At 45.8% G+C, this 17,472-nt stretch carries 15 protein-coding genes and 1 tRNA gene; 6 read left to right on the forward strand and 10 right to left on the reverse strand.

Translation table 11 applies throughout. From position 1 onward, the window contains the following. The first annotated feature begins 10 nt into the window (after positions 1-10). Both cadR and ACR64J_RS05285 read left to right on the forward strand, forming a co-directional pair. Positions 11-445, forward strand: coding sequence for a Cd(II)/Pb(II)-responsive transcriptional regulator (gene cadR / locus ACR64J_RS05280; RefSeq protein WP_435950829.1), 435 nt, complete (start codon positions 11-13; stop codon positions 443-445). 161 nt (positions 446-606) lie between these two features. Next, complete coding sequence (locus ACR64J_RS05285) at positions 607-1,530, forward strand: bestrophin family protein (RefSeq protein ID WP_435950830.1); 924 nt, start codon at positions 607-609, stop codon at positions 1,528-1,530. 37 nt (positions 1,531-1,567) lie between these two features. Here the strand turns inward: ACR64J_RS05285 and ACR64J_RS05290 are convergent, their stop codons facing one another. Together ACR64J_RS05290 and ACR64J_RS05295 are read right to left on the reverse strand one after the other, a co-directional pair. Further along, the gene (locus tag ACR64J_RS05290) at positions 1,568-2,389 is read right to left on the reverse strand and encodes an IclR family transcriptional regulator (protein ID WP_435950831.1); all 822 of its coding nucleotides are present in this window, start codon (positions 2,387-2,389) and stop codon (positions 1,568-1,570) included. 24 nt (positions 2,390-2,413) lie between these two features. Next, positions 2,414-3,568 carry an acyl-CoA dehydrogenase family protein gene (locus tag ACR64J_RS05295; RefSeq protein ID WP_435950832.1) on the reverse strand — a complete coding sequence of 385 codons (1,155 nt, stop codon included), beginning with the start codon at positions 3,566-3,568 and terminating at the stop codon, positions 2,414-2,416. A 254-nt stretch (positions 3,569-3,822) separates the two neighbouring features. Here ACR64J_RS05295 and ACR64J_RS05300 point away from each other — a divergent pair, with 254 nt between their 5' ends. The 3 genes from ACR64J_RS05300 (at position 3,823) to ACR64J_RS05310 (ending at position 7,523) form a co-directional block, all read left to right on the forward strand. Beyond that, on the forward strand, positions 3,823-4,599 hold the full coding sequence (locus ACR64J_RS05300) for an enoyl-CoA hydratase (protein WP_435950833.1): 777 nt from the start codon (positions 3,823-3,825) through the stop codon (positions 4,597-4,599). A 45-nt stretch (positions 4,600-4,644) separates the two neighbouring features. Further along, on the forward strand, positions 4,645-6,231 hold the full coding sequence (locus ACR64J_RS05305) for a 3-hydroxyacyl-CoA dehydrogenase (RefSeq protein ID WP_435950834.1): 1,587 nt from the start codon (positions 4,645-4,647) through the stop codon (positions 6,229-6,231). Between the two features lie 89 nt (positions 6,232-6,320). Then, the gene (locus ACR64J_RS05310; RefSeq protein WP_435950835.1) at positions 6,321-7,523 is read left to right on the forward strand and encodes a 3-oxoadipyl-CoA thiolase; all 1,203 of its coding nucleotides are present in this window, start codon (positions 6,321-6,323) and stop codon (positions 7,521-7,523) included. Positions 7,524-7,792: 269 nt separating this feature from the next. On the opposite strand, the gene bhcD is transcribed toward ACR64J_RS05310, so the two are convergent. The 5 genes from bhcD to bhcA form a co-directional block, all read right to left on the reverse strand. Beyond that, complete coding sequence (gene bhcD / locus ACR64J_RS05315) at positions 7,793-8,779, reverse strand: iminosuccinate reductase BhcD (protein ID WP_435950836.1); 987 nt, start codon at positions 8,777-8,779, stop codon at positions 7,793-7,795. Between the two features lie 174 nt (positions 8,780-8,953). After that, the gene (gene bhcC / locus ACR64J_RS05320) at positions 8,954-10,105 is read right to left on the reverse strand and encodes a 3-hydroxy-D-aspartate aldolase BhcC (protein ID WP_435950837.1); all 1,152 of its coding nucleotides are present in this window, start codon (positions 10,103-10,105) and stop codon (positions 8,954-8,956) included. Between the two features lie 194 nt (positions 10,106-10,299). After that, a complete protein-coding gene (locus ACR64J_RS05325; protein WP_435950838.1) occupies positions 10,300-10,437 on the reverse strand; it encodes a hypothetical protein in 138 nt (45 codons plus the stop codon). A gap of 39 nt (positions 10,438-10,476) precedes the next feature. After that, positions 10,477-11,280, reverse strand: coding sequence for a pyridoxal-phosphate dependent enzyme (locus tag ACR64J_RS05330; RefSeq protein WP_435950839.1), 804 nt, complete (start codon positions 11,278-11,280; stop codon positions 10,477-10,479). Positions 11,281-11,360: 80 nt separating this feature from the next. Continuing rightward, positions 11,361-12,458, reverse strand: a complete 1,098-nt coding sequence (gene bhcA / locus ACR64J_RS05335) for an L-aspartate--glyoxylate aminotransferase BhcA (protein WP_435950840.1) — start codon at positions 12,456-12,458, stop codon at positions 11,361-11,363. 983 nt (positions 12,459-13,441) lie between these two features. Between bhcA and ACR64J_RS05340 the strand changes: the two genes are divergently transcribed. Beyond that, on the forward strand, positions 13,442-15,124 hold the full coding sequence (locus ACR64J_RS05340) for an NAD-dependent malic enzyme (protein WP_435950841.1): 1,683 nt from the start codon (positions 13,442-13,444) through the stop codon (positions 15,122-15,124). Between the two features lie 157 nt (positions 15,125-15,281). Here ACR64J_RS05340 and ACR64J_RS05345 read toward each other — a convergent pair. The 3 genes from ACR64J_RS05345 to ACR64J_RS05355 all read right to left on the reverse strand — a co-directional run bounded on the left by ACR64J_RS05345 (position 15,282) and on the right by ACR64J_RS05355 (position 17,420). Next, positions 15,282-15,358, reverse strand: a tRNA-Ile gene (locus ACR64J_RS05345). A 98-nt stretch (positions 15,359-15,456) separates the two neighbouring features. Continuing rightward, positions 15,457-16,254 carry a pteridine reductase gene (locus ACR64J_RS05350; protein ID WP_435950842.1) on the reverse strand — a complete coding sequence of 266 codons (798 nt, stop codon included), beginning with the start codon at positions 16,252-16,254 and terminating at the stop codon, positions 15,457-15,459. 5 nt (positions 16,255-16,259) lie between these two features. After that, on the reverse strand, positions 16,260-17,420 hold the full coding sequence (locus ACR64J_RS05355; protein WP_435950843.1) for a tRNA nucleotidyltransferase: 1,161 nt from the start codon (positions 17,418-17,420) through the stop codon (positions 16,260-16,262). Between the last annotated feature and the right edge of the window lie 52 nt (positions 17,421-17,472).

Genomic DNA, 17,472 nt, shown 5'->3' on the forward strand with positions numbered 1-17,472 from the left:
GGGGAGGGTAATGGCAGTCAAAGCAGCAATCAAAGCACCCATTAAAATCGGTGATCTTGCTCGGCGCACAGGGGCGACGGTTGAGACCATTCGTTATTATGAAAAAGAGCAGTTATTGCCGGAGCCTTTTCGTAGCCAAGGCAATTATCGGTTATATCGCGAAGAGCACATCGAGCGCCTGCAGTTTATATTGCACTGTCGTACGCTTGATATGAGTTTGGATGAAGTGCGCGTGTTACTGCAGTACAGGGATACTCCAGATAAAAACTGCGGAGAGGTCAATGAGTTATTAGAGGAGCATATTGAAACCGTAGAGACACGAATGCAAGAATTGCGGCAATTAAAGCAGCACTTAATACAGCTGCGCCAAAAGTGTACAACAGAGGCGCCTGCTGAATCGTGCGGGATACTACACGCGCTTGCGGATGACTCTTGTCATGATTAGTCGAATATTCTAATGATTAATAACGGTATGCAAGTTATTACCTAAGCACTGCCACCGCATGGAAAAGTTTCGTGCTAAAATCGCCAGTCATTATTTCTCAGTAGCTAGCACCCAAGTAGTTGACCCCGCGTACCTCGATATCAGATTTATAGGAAGCTGTCATGATCGTTTGGCAAAAACCGAATGCCTTTAGAATACTCTTCACCTTACGCGGTTCTGTCATTCCTCATATCTATCTGCAAGTTTTACTGATTACTTTACTTAGCGCAGTCATCTCAGCCGTCCAGCACGGGATTCCAGGCTCCTTTCCCTCTTATGGTGCTGCGCCTTTTACCTTACTGGGTATTGCTTTATCTTTGTTTCTCGGCTTTCGGAATAATGCCAGCTACCAGCGCTGGTGGGAGGGTCGCTGCTTATGGGGTCAGTTGGTATACGATGCTCGTAGCTTTACTCGGCAGGTACTATCCTTTATAGACGACACTGATAGTGGACAGCGCGCGCAGCGCTCTATGGTGCAGCTGACGATTGCTTTTACTCACGCCCTCAGGCACAGACTTCGTAATACTTCCCCTTGGGAGGATGTTGAGCGTTTTGTAGCGCCGGAGCATCACGCCAGTATGCGTAAAGCCGGTAACCTTCCTGAATATCTCTTGCGATTAATCGGCAAAGAGCTTAGCCGTAGTAGACGTGAGCAGCTGACATCTGATCTTATGATCCAAAATATGGACGAACGCGTCACCTCGATGACTATAGTTTTGGCAGCTTGCGAGCGCATTCATAACACGCCATTGCCATTTGCTTATACCTTGCTGGTGCACCGTACCACTTACCTGTACTGCTTTATGCTGCCTTTTGGCTTGGCGACGTCTTTAGGCTGGGTCACCCCTTTAGTCTGCGGCGTCATTGCGTACACCTTTTTTGGCTTAGATGCTCTCAATGAGGAAATTACCAATCCATTTGGCGTGGATGCTAATAATTTGGCTTTGACTTCTATTTCTCGCACTATCGAGATCAATTTGCTAGAAGCTCTGGGCGAAACGAATCTGCCGCCTGAGCTTATATCTGAGGGCGGTTATTTACAGTAGTTGGTTTGAGTGTAAGTGCTGGTTTTTCTTGATTGAACTAAAGGCTGCTCTCAATATTATACTTCATATGCAGTAGACGCGGCGCAATGTCCTCTTCAATCTTAGTACAGCTAAGTACAAAACTTGGCGCGCCGCAGTTAAAGGTGAGTAGACCCTCGGTAGGGTGCATGATAGCTGTGGCAACGGCATTGACCTCTTTTTGCCAATCACCAAATGAGAAGCAGTAGCCAAAATCCTCATAGTCTTTAAACGCTTGCTCTAGGCTCGACTTGGTTTTTGACCAGTCTTTATCGTGCTTACTACGAATCGCATTCATAATAAAGTCTTGCTCGGCAGGTGGCATGCTCGCTAAGCAAGCACGTCCCATCGCACTAGAGTGCATAGGCAAGTACGACCCGACATTACGGCGCATGGTTGTAGTGCTAGAGCCTTGCACGACGTTTAGATACACCATCATCAGCCGATCGCGGGTTGCCATAGCGACCGCACTATTAGCATAATCCGCTAGCTCCTCCATATAAGGCGTGATCAGATGGTTAATCGAGACGTTCGACATCATGGTATAACCAAAGCCCAACACGCCAGCTGCCAGTTGGTACTTGCTACTGGTAGTAGATTGCTTTAGATAGCCGAGTTTGACTAAGGTATAGGTAAGACGCGTAATTGTGCCTTTAGGCAGCCCCGTTAATTGACTGAGCTCTTGATTGCCAAGCCTTGGCTGCTGCGGGGTAAAACATCGTAGCAGCTCAAGCCCGCGAGCGAGTGCGGTGACAAACTGCCGATCGCTTTGATCTTTCATCTCACTTATAGGCTCTAGCAGCTCAAGAGGTGCGCTGCTAGTCGTATCAAATAACGTCATAGGGCATAGTATTCTTGGTTGAGGTTATTCGCTCACTTCTTTGATCATATTGCGAGCGATAATGATTTGCTGAATTTGCGTGGTGCCTTCGTACAGACGATACAGACGCACATCACGATAAAAACGCTCAATACCGTAATCTGCAATGTAACCGGCGCCGCCATGAATCTGTACTGCGCGATCAGCCACGCGTCCACACATCTCAGTGGCAAACATCTTAGCACAGGAGGACTCAGTCACCACATCTTTACCTTCATCACGCAGGCGCGAGGCATCGAGCACCATAGATTTGGCCGCATAAATCTCAGCCTTTGAATCAGCAAGCATCGCCTGAATCAGCTGAAAACTGGCAATCGGTTGACCAAACTGTTTGCGATCGACAGCGTAGCGCAGCGCATCATCTAACATGCGAGAGGCCGCCGCAGTACTGGCCGCTGCAATATGCAAACGACCTTTATCCAGCACTTTCATCGCCGTCTTAAAGCCGACACCCTCGACGCCGCCGATCAAAGCACTTGCTGGCACCACGCAGTTATCAAAGATCACATCACAAGTATGCGCGCCTTTTTGTCCCATTTTTTTATCGATTTTACCTAAAGTAATGCCTGGGGTATCGCTTTCAACGATAAAGGCAGAGATCCCGCCCGCGCGTTTGTTCTGAGGGTCGGTACGCGCCATCACCGTGAAGACGCCTGCTTGTGGTGCGTTGGTGATATAGCGCTTAGTGCCGTTAATGACATAAGTATCGCCGTCTTTGATAGCAGTAGTGCGCAAGGAGGCGGCATCCGAGCCTGCTTCGGGTTCAGTCAGACAAAACGAGCCGATAATCTCGCCGCTGGCAAGTTTGGGTAGATATTTTTGCTTTTGATCTTCGGTGCCGTCGATGACCAGACCTGAGGAGCCAATGCCGTTGTTGGTACCGATAAGCGAGCGAAACGCAGGGGAGGTGCGTCCCATCTCAAAAGCGACGATGACCTCTTCTTCCATCGTGAGTCCAAGACCGCCGTATTCTTCTGGTATGGTCAATCCAAATAGACCCAGCTCGCGCATTTGACTGATGATCTCTTCTGGCAGGCGATCGTTTTCTGCGACCCAGTCTTCATTAGGTATGAGCTGATCGTTGACAAATTGACGAACGGTATTGACGATATGGTCGAGGACTTCTTGATCTCTAATCATGGGACTTCCTTGTCTGGTGTGACTGAATGTGAGAATAGTTTGGATAAGTTTAACGCTTATAACTAATAATATAAAAAACTGATAGTGCAAATAACCGATAGCACAAATAACGGTTTTACATAAAGAGCTTGTATGAGCCAAATAGCATAATCTATACTAAAGCAGATTACAACAATTTCGGTTTTAAGAACCGCAGTGCGGTATTTTAGTAGTGTTGTATTAATATACGCAAGACAACAAATAAGGATAGCATCATGGAAGAGTCCATCATTACCTGTGAGACATTAGATAGTGGCGTAAGTGTAATAACCCTCAATCGTCCTAAAGTTCGCAACGCCCTAAACGCTGAGTTACGCGCGCAGATGGCAGAGATTTTTATTCGATTAAATAATGACTCAAAGACCAAAGCTATCGTACTCACTGGCGGTGATAAAGTATTCGCCGCGGGTGCTGATATCAATGACTTTTTGACTGCAAAGACAGTCGATGTTTATCTGCGTCATAGCGAACAGTATTGGGACGCGATTACCGATTGCCGTAAACCTATTATCGCCGCAGTTAATGGCTATGCGCTTGGCGGCGGCTGTGAGCTTGCGATGCATGCCGATATTATTGTCGCGGGCAAGTCGGCTAAGTTTGGACAGCCAGAGATTAAGATAGGTCTGATGCCAGGGGCAGGAGGTACGCAGCGATTGTTTCGCTTGCTTGGCAAGCATAAAGCTATGAAGCTCATCTTAACGGGCGATATGATAAGCGCTGATCAGGCGGATCAAATGGGACTAGTGTCTGAAGTGGTGGACGATGAGGCGACTATTAAGCGCGCTGTAGAAATCGCTGAGCAGTTGGCAGGCTACTCGCCCATTGCTTTAACCCAAATCAAAGAAGTCGCCAACCTTGGGGTGGACATGCCATTGCAAGCGGCTCTAGCTTTAGAGCGTAAAGCCTTTCAGATTTTATTTGATACCGAAGATCAAAAAGAAGGCGCAAAAGCCTTTTTGGAAAAGCGTGATGCCAACTACAAAGGACAGTAGTCGTTTAAGGGATTAAGACACCACTAAATCATATAAAGGAATACTATGACTATCACATCATCAGATATGCAATCATTAGCCATTATTGGCACGGGCATCATGGGTATGGGTATTGCCCAAATCGCAGCGCAAGCGGGCATTAACGTATTGTTATTTGATGCCAAAACAGGAGCCGCTGAGCAAGGACGTCAAGCGCTTCAAGCGACACTTAAAAAACTTGCGGCTAAGGGGAAGTTTACCGATGAGCAATTGCAAGCGACTTTGGCTAATCTAACGGTGATTGAGGATATCGCACAAATTGCTGAAGTGGATATTGTTGTTGAGGCCATTATTGAAAATTTAGAGATCAAACAGCAGCTGTTTAAGCAATTAGAAGGCCTTGTTCCTACCGATACCATTTTAGCAACTAATACCTCATCGCTATCAGTGACCGCCATTGCCTCGGTTTGTACTTACCCAGAGCGGGTAGCAGGGTTTCACTTCTTTAATCCTGTACCGCTTATGAAAATCGTTGAGGTAATCCCAGGTCTCTCAACCGAGCCTGCAGTAACCCAAACGCTTACCAGTTTAGCCAAACGTATAGGCCATTTAGGCGTCGTCGCAAAGGATACGCCAGGGTTTATCGTCAATCATGGCGGTAGAGCTTTTGGTACAGAGGCGTTAAAAATACTAGGCGAGGACGTTGCCAGTCTTGAGCAGATTGATCGTATTTTGCGCGATGGCGCAGGCTTTCGTATGGGACCGTTTGAGCTGATGGATCTGACAGGCGTCGATGTCTCGCATCCGGTTATGGAATCGATTTATAATCAATATTACTTCGAGCCGCGCTATCGCCCGCATCCATTAACACGGCAAATGCTAGAGGGTAACAAGCTTGGTCGTAAAGTGGGTGAGGGCTTTTATCAGTACATAGACAATAAAAAGCAAGATAGTAAAAAGGTGACAGCAGATACCGCTCAAGAGTCTTTGTCTAACGCTGTATCTGACAAAGCCGTTAATTCAGTTTGGATTGGCGCGGATTTAGCGGCAGATAAACAACAGCTGGTTGATTACCTAAACGCTAATGACATCACTATCGATAATAACGATACCCCAAACCCTAGCAGTTTGGTATTACTGGCGATTTATGGCGAAGATACCACCAATGCCGCTATTCGCTATCAAGTGAACCCTCAACAAGCGGTTGCCATCGATATGCTAACGGACTTATCTAAGCATCGTACGTTGATGCCAAGTATCGTTACAAAGGACAAATTTGTCACGCAGGCTGATACTTTATTCGGTAAAAGCTTAAATAATAATTTGAATGAAGGCTCAGCTGGTGCTTCGCTAATTAAAGAAAGCACGGGCTTTGTGGCGCAGCGAGTTATGGCGATGGTGATTAATTTGGGCTGTGATATGGCGCAGCAAAGCATAGCGACGCCTGAGGATATCGACAATGCCATCAAGCTTGGCTTGGGATATCCGTTCGGTCCGATTTCGTGGGGTGACGCGCTTGGTGCTTCGCGTATTTTACTTATCTTAGAGCGTGTTTATGCTCTAACAGGTGATCCGCGTTACCGTCCTAGTCCGTGGTTACAGCGCCGTGCCAAGCTTAGTATTTCGCTGTTTACGCAGCAGAGTAATTTTTAATGCCAGATCTTTAATGCTAAAAACTAAAGCAGTTTGATGAACTCTATATCTCAATCGAAGCAACTCTTAAAACACAACAAGGAACAGTGATGTTAGACGCTTATATTTATGATGGATTAAGAAGTCCTTTCGGTCGCCATGGCGGCGCACTTGCCACTGTGCGTCCTGATGATATGATTGCGGCAGTGATCAAAGCTTTGGTTGAAAAACACCAATTGCCCAGCGACATCTTTGATGAAGTACTGATCGGTAACACCAACCAAGCGGGTGAAGACTCACGCAACATCGCACGCAATGCCGCATTACTAGCGGGACTAGATGTCACCACGCCCGGTCAAACCGTCAATCGTCTATGCGCGTCAGGGCTATCTACTGTCATTGATGCCGCGCGCGCTATCACTTGCAACGAAGGGGACATATTTTTGGCAGGTGGCGTTGAGTCCATGACCCGCGCGCCCTTTGTCTTTGCCAAGACCGAGCAGCCTTTTAGTCGTGACTTTAAAGTATTTGATACCACTATTGGTAGCCGATTTCCTAATCCTGTTTTAACCAAAGAATTTGGTGGCGATAGCATGCCGCAAACGGGTGATAATGTCGCGCGCAAATACGACATCAGCCGAGAAGAAGCCGATAAATTCGCAGCCGCCTCGCAAGCGAAATATCAAACCGCCAAACAAGCTAGTTTCTTTGATGAGGAAATAACGCCAATCACAGTATCGCAAGGTAAAAAATTACCAGACAAAGCGATAACGGAAGATGAGCATCCTCGCGCTAGCTCTACGGTAGAAGCACTGCAAAAGCTAAAACCGTTGAATGAGAATGGCGTGGTCACAGCAGGGAATGCATCAGGTATTAACGATGGCGCCGCTGCGCTGATTATTGGCTCAAAACAAGCAGAAGAAAAACTAGGCTTTAAACCTATTGCCAAGATTTTATCCTCTGGCGCGATGGGCGTTGAGCCAAATATTATGGGCGTAGGCCCCGTTGAGGCGATAAAGCTAGCACTCAAACGCGCTGACTTGACCCTTGATGATATGTCCATCATTGAGATTAATGAAGCCTTTGCATCCCAAGTACTAGGCTGTCTAAAGGGTTTGGATATCGACTTTGATGACACCCGCGTTAACCCAAATGGCGGCGCGATTGCGGTCGGTCATCCGCTTGGTGCGTCAGGTGCTCGCATAGCCTTAAGTACGGCGCGCGAGCTACAGCGCACGGGCGGACAATACGCGGTAGTCAGTTTATGCATTGGTATTGGGCAAGGGCTGGCTATGGTGATAGAGCGGGTGTGAGCGGTTAGATAGTATTTGGTTCATACTCAATATATTTCAAAATAACGCGCAGTCAGTTGCGGTAGTTAATAATGTAAACTAGAAGGAGAATGTCAGCTTTGTAAAGACAAAGTCTATTCGAAATAGTACAGATTAAACAGTAGAGGCATTGATAATAGTCTGTCACAGCTGCACGCAAAGCATGTTGGTCGGGTTTAATTAAGCAAAAATAGAACCGCCAAGTAAGCTCATGATTTGGCGGTTCTAAAATACAATAGCTAGTTTGCTGATTATAACGAGATTTGCTGGGCTTCGCCTTTTTCAAGTGCAAGCTTAGCAGCAGCAGAAGCAACTGCTAAATCTTGCAGGCCAACACCAGTCCCATCAAACAAGGTAATCTCATCATCATTACTACGACCTGCATGTTCACCGTTGATGACGTCACCAAGAGTAGTGATATCACTTTCTTTGATAGCACCAGACTTAATCGCATGCTGAGCCTCACCAAGGCTAATCGATTGCGCGATTTCATCAGTAAATACGGTAGCGGCGGCGATCAAGGCAGGATCGACTTCTTGTTTTCCGACCGTATCAGTACCCATACAGGCGATATGTGTACCAGATTTGATCCACTCTTTCATAAGCAGCGGCTCAAACGCTGAGGTAATCGTGATGATTACATCAGCCTGCTTGCAAAGCTCTTCGCGCTCCACTGATTTAAACGGTACGCCTATCTCTTCAGCGACGGCTTGTAGGGTTTTGAGGCGATCCTTGTTCTTGTTCCAAGCCACTACCTTTTCAAAATTGCGTTGCTCAAGAGCAGCACGCAGCTGAAAAGTAGACTGATGACCGGCGCCGATCATACCTAATACTTTGCTATCTGTGCGCGCTAAATGGGCAATCGACACGGCAGAGGCGGCCGCTGTACGTACCGCCGTTAGGTAATTGCCACCGACGAGGGCGCGCAACTTACCATTATCTGGATTGAATAAGAAAATCGTTGACTGATGATTGGTCAAGCCTTTAGCGGCATTGCCTGGCCAATAACCACCTGATTTTAAACCTAGTGATTTACCAGCACGGTCAAAGCCAGATTTAAAGCCATATAATGCATCAGCATAGCCAATTGCTTCACGAATCACAGGGAAATTATAGGCATCACCGCTTGCCATAGAAGCGAACACGCTCTCAACTGCTATAAATGCAGATTGGCGATCAATCACAGACTTACAAGCCTCTTCTGAGACGATTATTAATCCTTCACTATGGTCACTCATAAAAGCTCCTTTTTATATATTGTCTATATAGAATTACTGCAAAATCAATGCGATAAATAGCGAAAGGCAGTACGTTGTGCCCGATTCGATAAAATATCAAAACTGTGCGACAACACGCAGCCTTTATAGAAACTCAAGTTTCTGCAGTTAGGTTTATACCGCTTAGTAAGCGCGTTAATACGCGCGCCCACGAGCAGATACTGGCCATACGCTCTCAACCTTGCCGCCGCGTACGCCAACATACCAGTCATGAATGTTACAAGTAGGATCACAATGTCCTGGTACTAATTTTAGTTTTTCATTGATTTTTAGCACGCCATTTGGATCGCTTACTACGCCATGCTCGTCTGAACATTTCACATATTCCACATCGTCGCGACCATAGATAAAGGGTAGGCCACTATCGACGGATTGAGCTTTTAGACCTGCATCAACGATAGCTTTGTCTGGCTTGGTATGACTCATTACTGAGGTTAACAGGAATAGCGCGTTTTCCCACTCGCCAGCATCGATACGGTTGCCGTCTTCGTCTAGGATACGGCCGTAGTCTGCATCCATAAAGGCGTACGAGCCACACTGCAACTCGTTATAGACCCCTGAGTTGCTCTCAAAGTAGTAGCTACCGGTACCGCCGCCTGAGACAAACTCTGGTTTTAGGCCAATCTTTTCAAGCGCTTCAACGGCCTCTTGGACTTGATCGATAGCGACTTGGGTTTTGGCTTTACGGTCGCTATAGCTGTCCATATGCTGCATCGCACCTTGATAGGCTTGAATACCCGTGAACTTCAAGTTGTCCGCCGCATCGATGGCTTTGGCAATCTCAACAACCGCTTCTGTGGTGGTGACACCGCAGCGGCCAGCCCCGCAATCGATTTCGATATAACAGTTCAGCTCAGTATCGTTTCTAATAGCTGCTTCTGATAGTTCAGCCACATTATCGACGTCATCAAGACAAACGGTGATTTTTGCGCCAAGTTTTGGCAATTTTTCTAGGCGATCAATCTTCGCAGGCTCACGCACTTGGTTGGATACCAAGATATCTTTGATACCACCACGGGCGAACACTTCTGCTTCTGATACTTTTTGGCTACAGATACCTACTGCGCCGCCAAGCTCTTCTTGCAGCTTTTGTACATCGACGGATTTGTGCATTTTGCCGTGGCTACGGTGACGCATATTATGGTCTTTGGCGTAGTCGCCCATTTTTTTGATGTTGCGCTCAAGGGCGTCTAAATCAAGAATTAAGCAAGGGGTCTGGATATCCGCTTCATCCATACCGACTTTTGCAGGGACGTTAAAACCAACTTCTAATTCTTCAGTAATCATGTTCAAGCTCCATTTGTTTGATTGTTTGATTGCATCATTAATGCTACTGCATTAATGATAATTAAGAATATAACGGCGTTTAAACTTGGGTATTATTTACACTTAGTTAACGCCAGATTTATGATTTTACTCAGCTCTTTTCACTATTAGCCCTTTACACTAAGTGCTTTATTTTGGTACTTGATGACAAGGCATTAATTCCAAGGCAACTTATCCAGATCGACGTTACCACCAGTGATGATAACGCCCACTTTTTTGCCGGCAAAAACATCTTTATTTTTTAAAATTATGGCCAGCGGGACCGCACAGCTGGGTTCAATGATGATTTTCATATGTGTCCAAGTCAGCTTCATGGCTTCAACGATTTCTTCTTAGGTTGCGGTCAAAATATTGGTGACATAACTACTGACAAAATGCCAAGTCAAATCTTTAAGCGGCACTTTTAGGCCGTCAGCGATAGTATCTGGTGCGTCATCAGCAATGATGTGACCGGCGTGTAGCGAGCGTGCAGCATCATCAGCATTGACTGGCTCTGCGGCATAGATTTTGACATCAGGAGCTAGGTTCGATAGCGTTAAGCAAGTGCCCGATATCATACCGCCGCCGCCAATAGGAGCGACAACCATGTCAGGCTTAACGCCGCGCTCGTCCATCTGCTCTAAGAACTCACGTGAGCAAGTCGCTTGGCCAGCGATAACGCGAGGGTCATTGTAAGGATGGACAAAATCGCCACCTGTTTCTGCTTGAACCTTGGCAAAGACTGCTTCGCGTGAAGTGGTTGATGGATCGCACTCAGTAATGATACCGCCATAGCCGCGTACAGCCGCTTTTTTAGCTTCGGGCGCACTATAGGGCATGACTACATTGCAGGGTATGCCGCGCTGACCGGCCGCATAAGATAAAGACAAGGCATGGTTGCCTGAGCTATGGGTACAAACGCCATTTTTGGCCTCTTCATCGCTCAAGCCAAATACGGCGTTTGAGGCACCGCGCACCTTAAAGGCACCAGCTTTTTGGAAGTTTTCACATTTAAAATACATCTCACAGCCTGCCATCTCATCCAAAAAACGTGAGGTCAGAACTGGAGTACGATGAATGTATGGTTTAATGCGCTCATGCGCTTCTAACATATCATCAAGGGTTGGAATCACTAGTCCATCTTCATTTTTGATCATAGAGATATTCCTTTATTTTTCTGTCGAGTCACTGCTATCTAGGTGTTGCGCGCCTTAGTTTATGTGTTGCGTCGCTTAATTTAAGTGTTCCGATAGTACTCTTGCGCTGCTGTAACGCCTTGGCCCAGTTTAATAGGATAATCTAGGTCAACCATCGCCATCTCAATGGTGGCCAGTCCTGCTAGCACCATAACCTCAGTCAGTGAGCCTAAATGTCCTATTCTAAAGGCGCGACCTGCCATCTCACCTAAGCCCACCCCGAACGAGATACCGTATTTGTTAAAGGCATGATCGGTCAGCTCATTGCTATCAAAACCCTCAGGCACGTATATCGCACTCACCGTTTGGGAGTATAGGTCAGGTGATTTTGCCGCAAGCTTAAAGCCCCAAGCGCTCACCGCTTGGCGTACGCCCTCGGCTAAACGGTGATGACGCGCGTAGACATTCTCAAGTCCTTCCTCAAACAGCATATCGAGACTGGCGCGCATCCCATAAATCAGATTAAGCGGCGGGGTGTAAGGAAAGCCGCCATTGGCATTGGCTTTTAGCATGTCACGAAAGTCAAAATAAGTACGCGGCAGTTTTGCTTGCTCCATGACCGCAAGCGCCCTTGGACTGACGGCTAATATCGCCATGCCTGTTGCGAGCATAAAGCCTTTTTGCGAACCAGCGATAGCGATATCCACGCCCCACTCATCCATCTTAAAAGGCACACAAGCGATTGAGCTGACCCCATCAACGAGTAACAGGGCAGGGTGATCAGCGCTATCAATGGCCTTGCGTACCGCACCAATATCGCTTAACACGCCAGTCGCGGTCTCATTATGCGTCACCATCAAAGCTTTGATCTCATGATTGGTGTCCGCTGCCAATATGGTCTGAAACTCATCAGCAGGTGCGCCGTCGCCCCATTCGCATTCGATCACTTGTACATCGAGACCGTGACGCTGACACATATCAATCCAGCGATGCGAGAACATACCGTAGCGGGCAATCAGCACTTTATCACCAGGGGACAAGGTGTTGCTGATAGCCGCTTCCCAACCGCCTGTGCCGCTTGAGGTGAATAAAAGCACTTCGCCCTCACTGGTACCAAATACTTTTTTGGCATCTTGAAGTACTGGCAAAAAGGTATTTGAAAAGTCAGGGGCACGGTGATCTTGGGTCGGCACGTTCATCGCATGGCGGAGTCTTTCTGGAATATTGGTAGGGCCAGGGATAAAAATAGGGTTTTGTAAAGACCTGATTGGCGTCCTTGTATATGTGTATAAAGGTGACACAATAGTTGTATAGGCAGGGTTTCATGCGAATGTAATGCAAGAGTCTTCCTGACTCATACAGTGTGGTCTTTGGGTTGTTCTGATTTTAAATTAACCATGTCAAAGACAGGAGTTGCAGGTGATTGGTCACTTTACTACTTACTGCTGTCTTTTTATGGTGATGTTGCGGTAACGATTTATACGAAGAGGAAACTAAGAGGTTTTGGTTGAATAAAGTTTAGATACTCATCAACTCTCTAAAATATAGCATCAATATTAAGTTGTAACAATTTGTTTGTAAATAATTTTTTTGCTAGACTTCTCTTAACTATTACAGTAGCTATTTTGCGACGTTCGTCCTAAAGTATCTACTTAAGTTTTGAGAAAGTAATTCGTTGTTTCTGTATCAGATGCTTAATCGGTTTAAGAGTAATGACCACTTTAGCGTAGTACGGTTTTGTGCTGACAGGCTTGGCTTTATTAGCGTAGCTTAGCCAATTAGATGACGTATGCCTAGCTATTCTTAAATGCTGAGCCGCTGTAGTCAAAATAGCATCATTGCTGACTATCTTTTTGGCTGCTTCTGCTTTAAATTCTATACTATATCGCTATCTCTGCATTTTTTGTCTTGATAAGCTCAGTATCGAGTGCTTAGATTACCAAGTTTTCTTCTACATTTTTTAATATATAATCAGTTCAATATAAAAATGATACAGCGAGATTGAAATGGTTTTTTTGCAGCATCGAGCGGCGTAGGCACAGCACGCAAGAAAAAATTATTTCAATCTTGCGCCATAATACGATGTATCTGTTTTATTTGGTATCGACTATAGCTCAATTATCACTGTTCGTTTAAATACTCCATTTATACCCTCATAAATTTTTAATAAGAAGACTTTATCATGTTAAATAAACGTCCGTTATATATTCCCTTTGCAGGTCCAATATTACTAGAAACACCGTTGCTAAATAAGGGTAGTGCCTTTTCTTCAGAGGAACGTGATAGCTTTAATTTGACTGGATTATTACCGCATAATATTGAAACTATTGAAGAGCAATCTTTGCGCGCTTATCATCAGATGAGCTCCTTTACTAGTGATATGGATAAGCATATTTACTTGCGTAATATTCAAGATACCAACGAAACCTTATTTCATCATTTGGTTGAGCAGCATATTGAAGAGGTAATGCCGCTTATATATACGCCAACGGTCGGGCAGGCGTGTGAGAAGTTCTCACAAATTTATCGCCGCAAACGGGGTATATTTATCTCTTATCCTGAGCGCCACAAAATCGATGACATGCTACAAAATGCCACCAAACAAAAAGTAAAAGTGATCGTGGTGACCGATGGCGAGCGTATATTGGGCTTAGGCGATCAAGGCATTGGTGGCATGGGCATTCCCATCGGTAAGTTGTCTTTGTACACCGCTTGTGGCGGCATTAGTCCTGCGTATTGTCTACCGATCTTGTTAGATGTCGGTACCAATAATCAGCAATTACTTGATGATCCTATGTACATGGGCTGGAGAAATCCACGTATCTCAGGCGATGAATATAACGAGTTTGTCGACTTATTCATTCAAGCGGTTAAACGGCGCTGGCCTGAGGTGTTATTACAGTTTGAGGATTTCGCGCAAGAAAACGCGACGCCATTACTGAACCGATACCGTGATCAAATATGCTGCTTTAATGATGACATCCAAGGAACGGCTGCGGTGTCGGTCGGTGCCTTAATCGCGGCTTGTTTAGATAAAGGCGAAAAACTTAGCGAGCAAAAAATAGCGTTTTTGGGTGCAGGATCCGCAGGCTGCGGTATCGCGGAGCACATTATTCGCCAAATGCAGCGTGAAGGGTTGTCTGAGGTGCAGGCACGCAGTCAGGTATTTATGGTGGATCGTTATGGTCTGCTCACCGATAGTATGACAGAACTGCAAGCATTCCAAGTGCCGTTGGTACAAAACGAAGCTGATATCCAGCACTGGGACAAAAGTCAAAAACTTGGGCTTTTACAAGTGGTCAAGCAGGCACAGATCACAGTATTGTTCGGTGTCAGTGGACAAAAAGGACTATTTACTCAAGAGGTGATCGAAGCCTTATGCACTAATACGGATAAGCCCATAGTCCTACCGCTATCAAACCCAACGTCTCGTGTTGAAGCCACACCGCAAGAGATTACTAACTGGAGCTTTGGCCGCGCTATTATTGCAACGGGTAGTCCATTTCCTCACACTACTTTTAACGGTCAGAGTTTTGAGGTGTCTCAGTGTAACAACAGCTACATCTTCCCAGGTATCGGCCTAGGAGTGCTTATATCACGAGCAACGGGAATTAGCGACAATATGCTTATGGCAGCAAGCCAAGCCCTTGCTGATATCTCAGCAGCGTATGAAAAAGCCCCCGGTGCTATATTACCTCCCATCAAAGTCATCAGAGAGATCAGTGAAAAAATAGCTTATGCTGTGGCCCTGCAAGCGATTGAAGACAAACTCGCTCTACCTGTAACGATAGAGAATCTACAACGCCGATTACAAGCCAATTTTTGGCTGCCCAGATACCGTAACTATCGTCGTACTTCTTTTTAGATTTATAGAAATATAAAGAGAAAAGCCGACTATTAATCAAACATAGTAGTTGGCTTTTTCGTGAAAATTGCTTTTATAATGTGGACTTGAATTATTTATCAAAAACAAAAACCCCTTTAAATCTTTTGATTTAAAGGGGTTTTATACAATCTAAATTTGGTGGGCCCAGTAGGACTTGAACCTACGACCAAAGGATTATGAGTCCTCTGCTCTAACCAACTGAGCTATGGGCCCTAACGGTAGACGGATAATGATACATCATTTTTTTTAATTTTCAAGTAAAAGATAGCAAGATACGCGCTTTGATTGACATATTTTCTTTATTTAAGACTTTAGCGAGTGCCTCCTGCTAAGGTCAATCGGCGACCACCGTCAACGTTGATAATCTCGCCTGTGATATAACTTGCCTTTGCCAAAAATAATACCGCTTCTGCGATATCCTCAGGTGTGCCAACTCGCTGTATAGGGATAGAGGCCACAATGCGCTGCTGGTGATCTAGATCAATAGCTTGATCACTATCGGCATCAGGTAAGATATTGACCCCAGGCGCGACACCATTGACCCTTATATCAGGAGCAACTTCCAATGCCAGTGACTGTACCAGCATCTGGTGTGCAGCTTTTGCCATATTATAAACCGTATAACTGTTAAAAGGCTTATTTTGAGCATGAATATCGAGCAGACTGATGATACAGCCTTGCTGTTGTTTGAGATAAGGCAGTAATGCTTGGCTTAAAAATAGCGGAGCTTTGGCGTTAGTTAACAGCAGCTCGTCCCACTGCGCGCTATCAATAGTGCCGATTGGAGTTGGGTAGAAGCGTGAAGCATTGTGAACGAGTACGTCAAGCTGCCCAAAAGTGCTAACGACGTCTTGTACGAACTGATTAAGTAAATCGCTATCGTTAATGATGGCTAAGTCTGCCATAATAACTGCGGCAGTATTAGGACGAACATCATTAAGCTTAGCAGCTAGCATTTGTGCTTTTATTTTGCTGTGATGACAGTGAATAATAACGCGGTAGCCTCGCGTATGGGCAGCTTCAATAATAGCGGCACCAATGCGCTTAGCACTGCCAGTGACTAGCATGACAGGCGTTTCATTAGGTTCTAAACGGGTTGTATCAATCATAACTTTTATGCTTTTAAATGTTCTATACGCGCTTGGCGTAGCGCTTCACCAATTGCTGCGCCTTTATGATCAGGCGAGATGTCTTGTATACCGATAGCGTGGAAGCTACCGAGCGCCAGCATCATGTCTCGATGAGCTATAGCTAATTGCAACACATGAGCGGTAACTAGTAATTGCGAGAGCTTAGCGGGGTCTTTGTGCGCGCTACAGGCTTGAATCAGATCAATCTTTTGCGCGGCATCTAGCTCGTTTACTGCTCTTAACTTATCGTTTTCGGCAATAAAAAGGCTAGCAAACTGGGTTTGTGCTTTGGGGACTTTTGCACTGTTACCTATGCTGACGATGTCCTGCGCGGCAGTAGAGTTAGTTAACTTGATATCGAATGATTGCGAAGCTAGACTACTCATCAATAATGCCCAGCGCTGTGACAAATTAAGTTGCATCTGCGCGGCAAAATATAGCGCAGTTTGCACCGTTTCTCTTATTTGCCCATCACCCCAAGCCTCATGTAGAGGTGTAAAGTAGGGCGTCAATGCGCCAAGCTCAAATAACTGCTGCCAATAGATTTGCGGTGAGGATTGCATCATAGCACGGCTCGACTCTTGCCAAATACGCTCCGCACTTAAATGCTCAAGCTCACCTGAGGCGACCAATTGCTGCATTAAGGTCAATGTCTCATCAGCGATGCTAAAACCATAGTCATAATAGCGACTATAAAAACGCGCGACACGTAGTACCCGCAGAGGATCCTCACTAAACGCCGCTGACACATGGCGTAGTACCTTGTCCTTGATATCATCAAGGCCACCATAATAGTCGACCACGTCTCCTGTGAGAGGGCTGTCATCGAATAAGCTGATCACTTGTATCGCCATAGCATTGACGGTCAAGTCGCGGCGCTGTAAGTCATCGAATAAGGTGACATCAGGGCTGGCATGAACGCTAAAGCCTTGATACCCATGACCTTGCTTGCGCTCGGTACGAGCAAGGGCATACTCTTGCTGGCTTGTAGGGTGCAAAAATACAGGAAAATCTGCACCGACCTGCAAAAACCCAGCGGCAATCATCTCATCAACAGTGGCACCAACCACAACAAAGTCTTTGTCTTTAATTGGGCGTCCTAAGAGCTGATCGCGTACCGCACCACCGACGAGATAAACTTGCATGACAACCTCACATTAATGTAATCAGTAAAAAACCAGTCAACACTACATAAGC

Source organism: Psychrobacter sp. DM8 (assembly GCF_051307025.1).
Lineage (GTDB): Bacteria > Pseudomonadota > Gammaproteobacteria > Pseudomonadales > Moraxellaceae > Psychrobacter.

Coding starts and splice junctions, on each gene's coding strand:
- cadR (WP_435950829.1), top strand. CDS start 11: ATGGCAGTCAAAGCAGCAATCAAAGCACCCATTAAAATCGGTGATCTT.
- ACR64J_RS05285 (WP_435950830.1), top strand. CDS start 607: ATGATCGTTTGGCAAAAACCGAATGCCTTTAGAATACTCTTCACCTTA.
- ACR64J_RS05290 (WP_435950831.1), bottom strand. CDS start 2,389: ATGACGTTATTTGATACGACTAGCAGCGCACCTCTTGAGCTGCTAGAG.
- ACR64J_RS05295 (WP_435950832.1), bottom strand. CDS start 3,568: ATGATTAGAGATCAAGAAGTCCTCGACCATATCGTCAATACCGTTCGT.
- ACR64J_RS05300 (WP_435950833.1), top strand. CDS start 3,823: ATGGAAGAGTCCATCATTACCTGTGAGACATTAGATAGTGGCGTAAGT.
- ACR64J_RS05305 (WP_435950834.1), top strand. CDS start 4,645: ATGACTATCACATCATCAGATATGCAATCATTAGCCATTATTGGCACG.
- ACR64J_RS05310 (WP_435950835.1), top strand. CDS start 6,321: ATGTTAGACGCTTATATTTATGATGGATTAAGAAGTCCTTTCGGTCGC.
- bhcD (WP_435950836.1), bottom strand. CDS start 8,779: ATGAGTGACCATAGTGAAGGATTAATAATCGTCTCAGAAGAGGCTTGT.
- bhcC (WP_435950837.1), bottom strand. CDS start 10,105: ATGATTACTGAAGAATTAGAAGTTGGTTTTAACGTCCCTGCAAAAGTC.
- ACR64J_RS05325 (WP_435950838.1), bottom strand. CDS start 10,437: ATGAAAATCATCATTGAACCCAGCTGTGCGGTCCCGCTGGCCATAATT.
- ACR64J_RS05330 (WP_435950839.1), bottom strand. CDS start 11,280: ATGATCAAAAATGAAGATGGACTAGTGATTCCAACCCTTGATGATATG.
- bhcA (WP_435950840.1), bottom strand. CDS start 12,458: ATGAACGTGCCGACCCAAGATCACCGTGCCCCTGACTTTTCAAATACC.
- ACR64J_RS05340 (WP_435950841.1), top strand. CDS start 13,442: ATGTTAAATAAACGTCCGTTATATATTCCCTTTGCAGGTCCAATATTA.
- ACR64J_RS05350 (WP_435950842.1), bottom strand. CDS start 16,254: ATGATTGATACAACCCGTTTAGAACCTAATGAAACGCCTGTCATGCTA.
- ACR64J_RS05355 (WP_435950843.1), bottom strand. CDS start 17,420: ATGCAAGTTTATCTCGTCGGTGGTGCGGTACGCGATCAGCTCTTAGGA.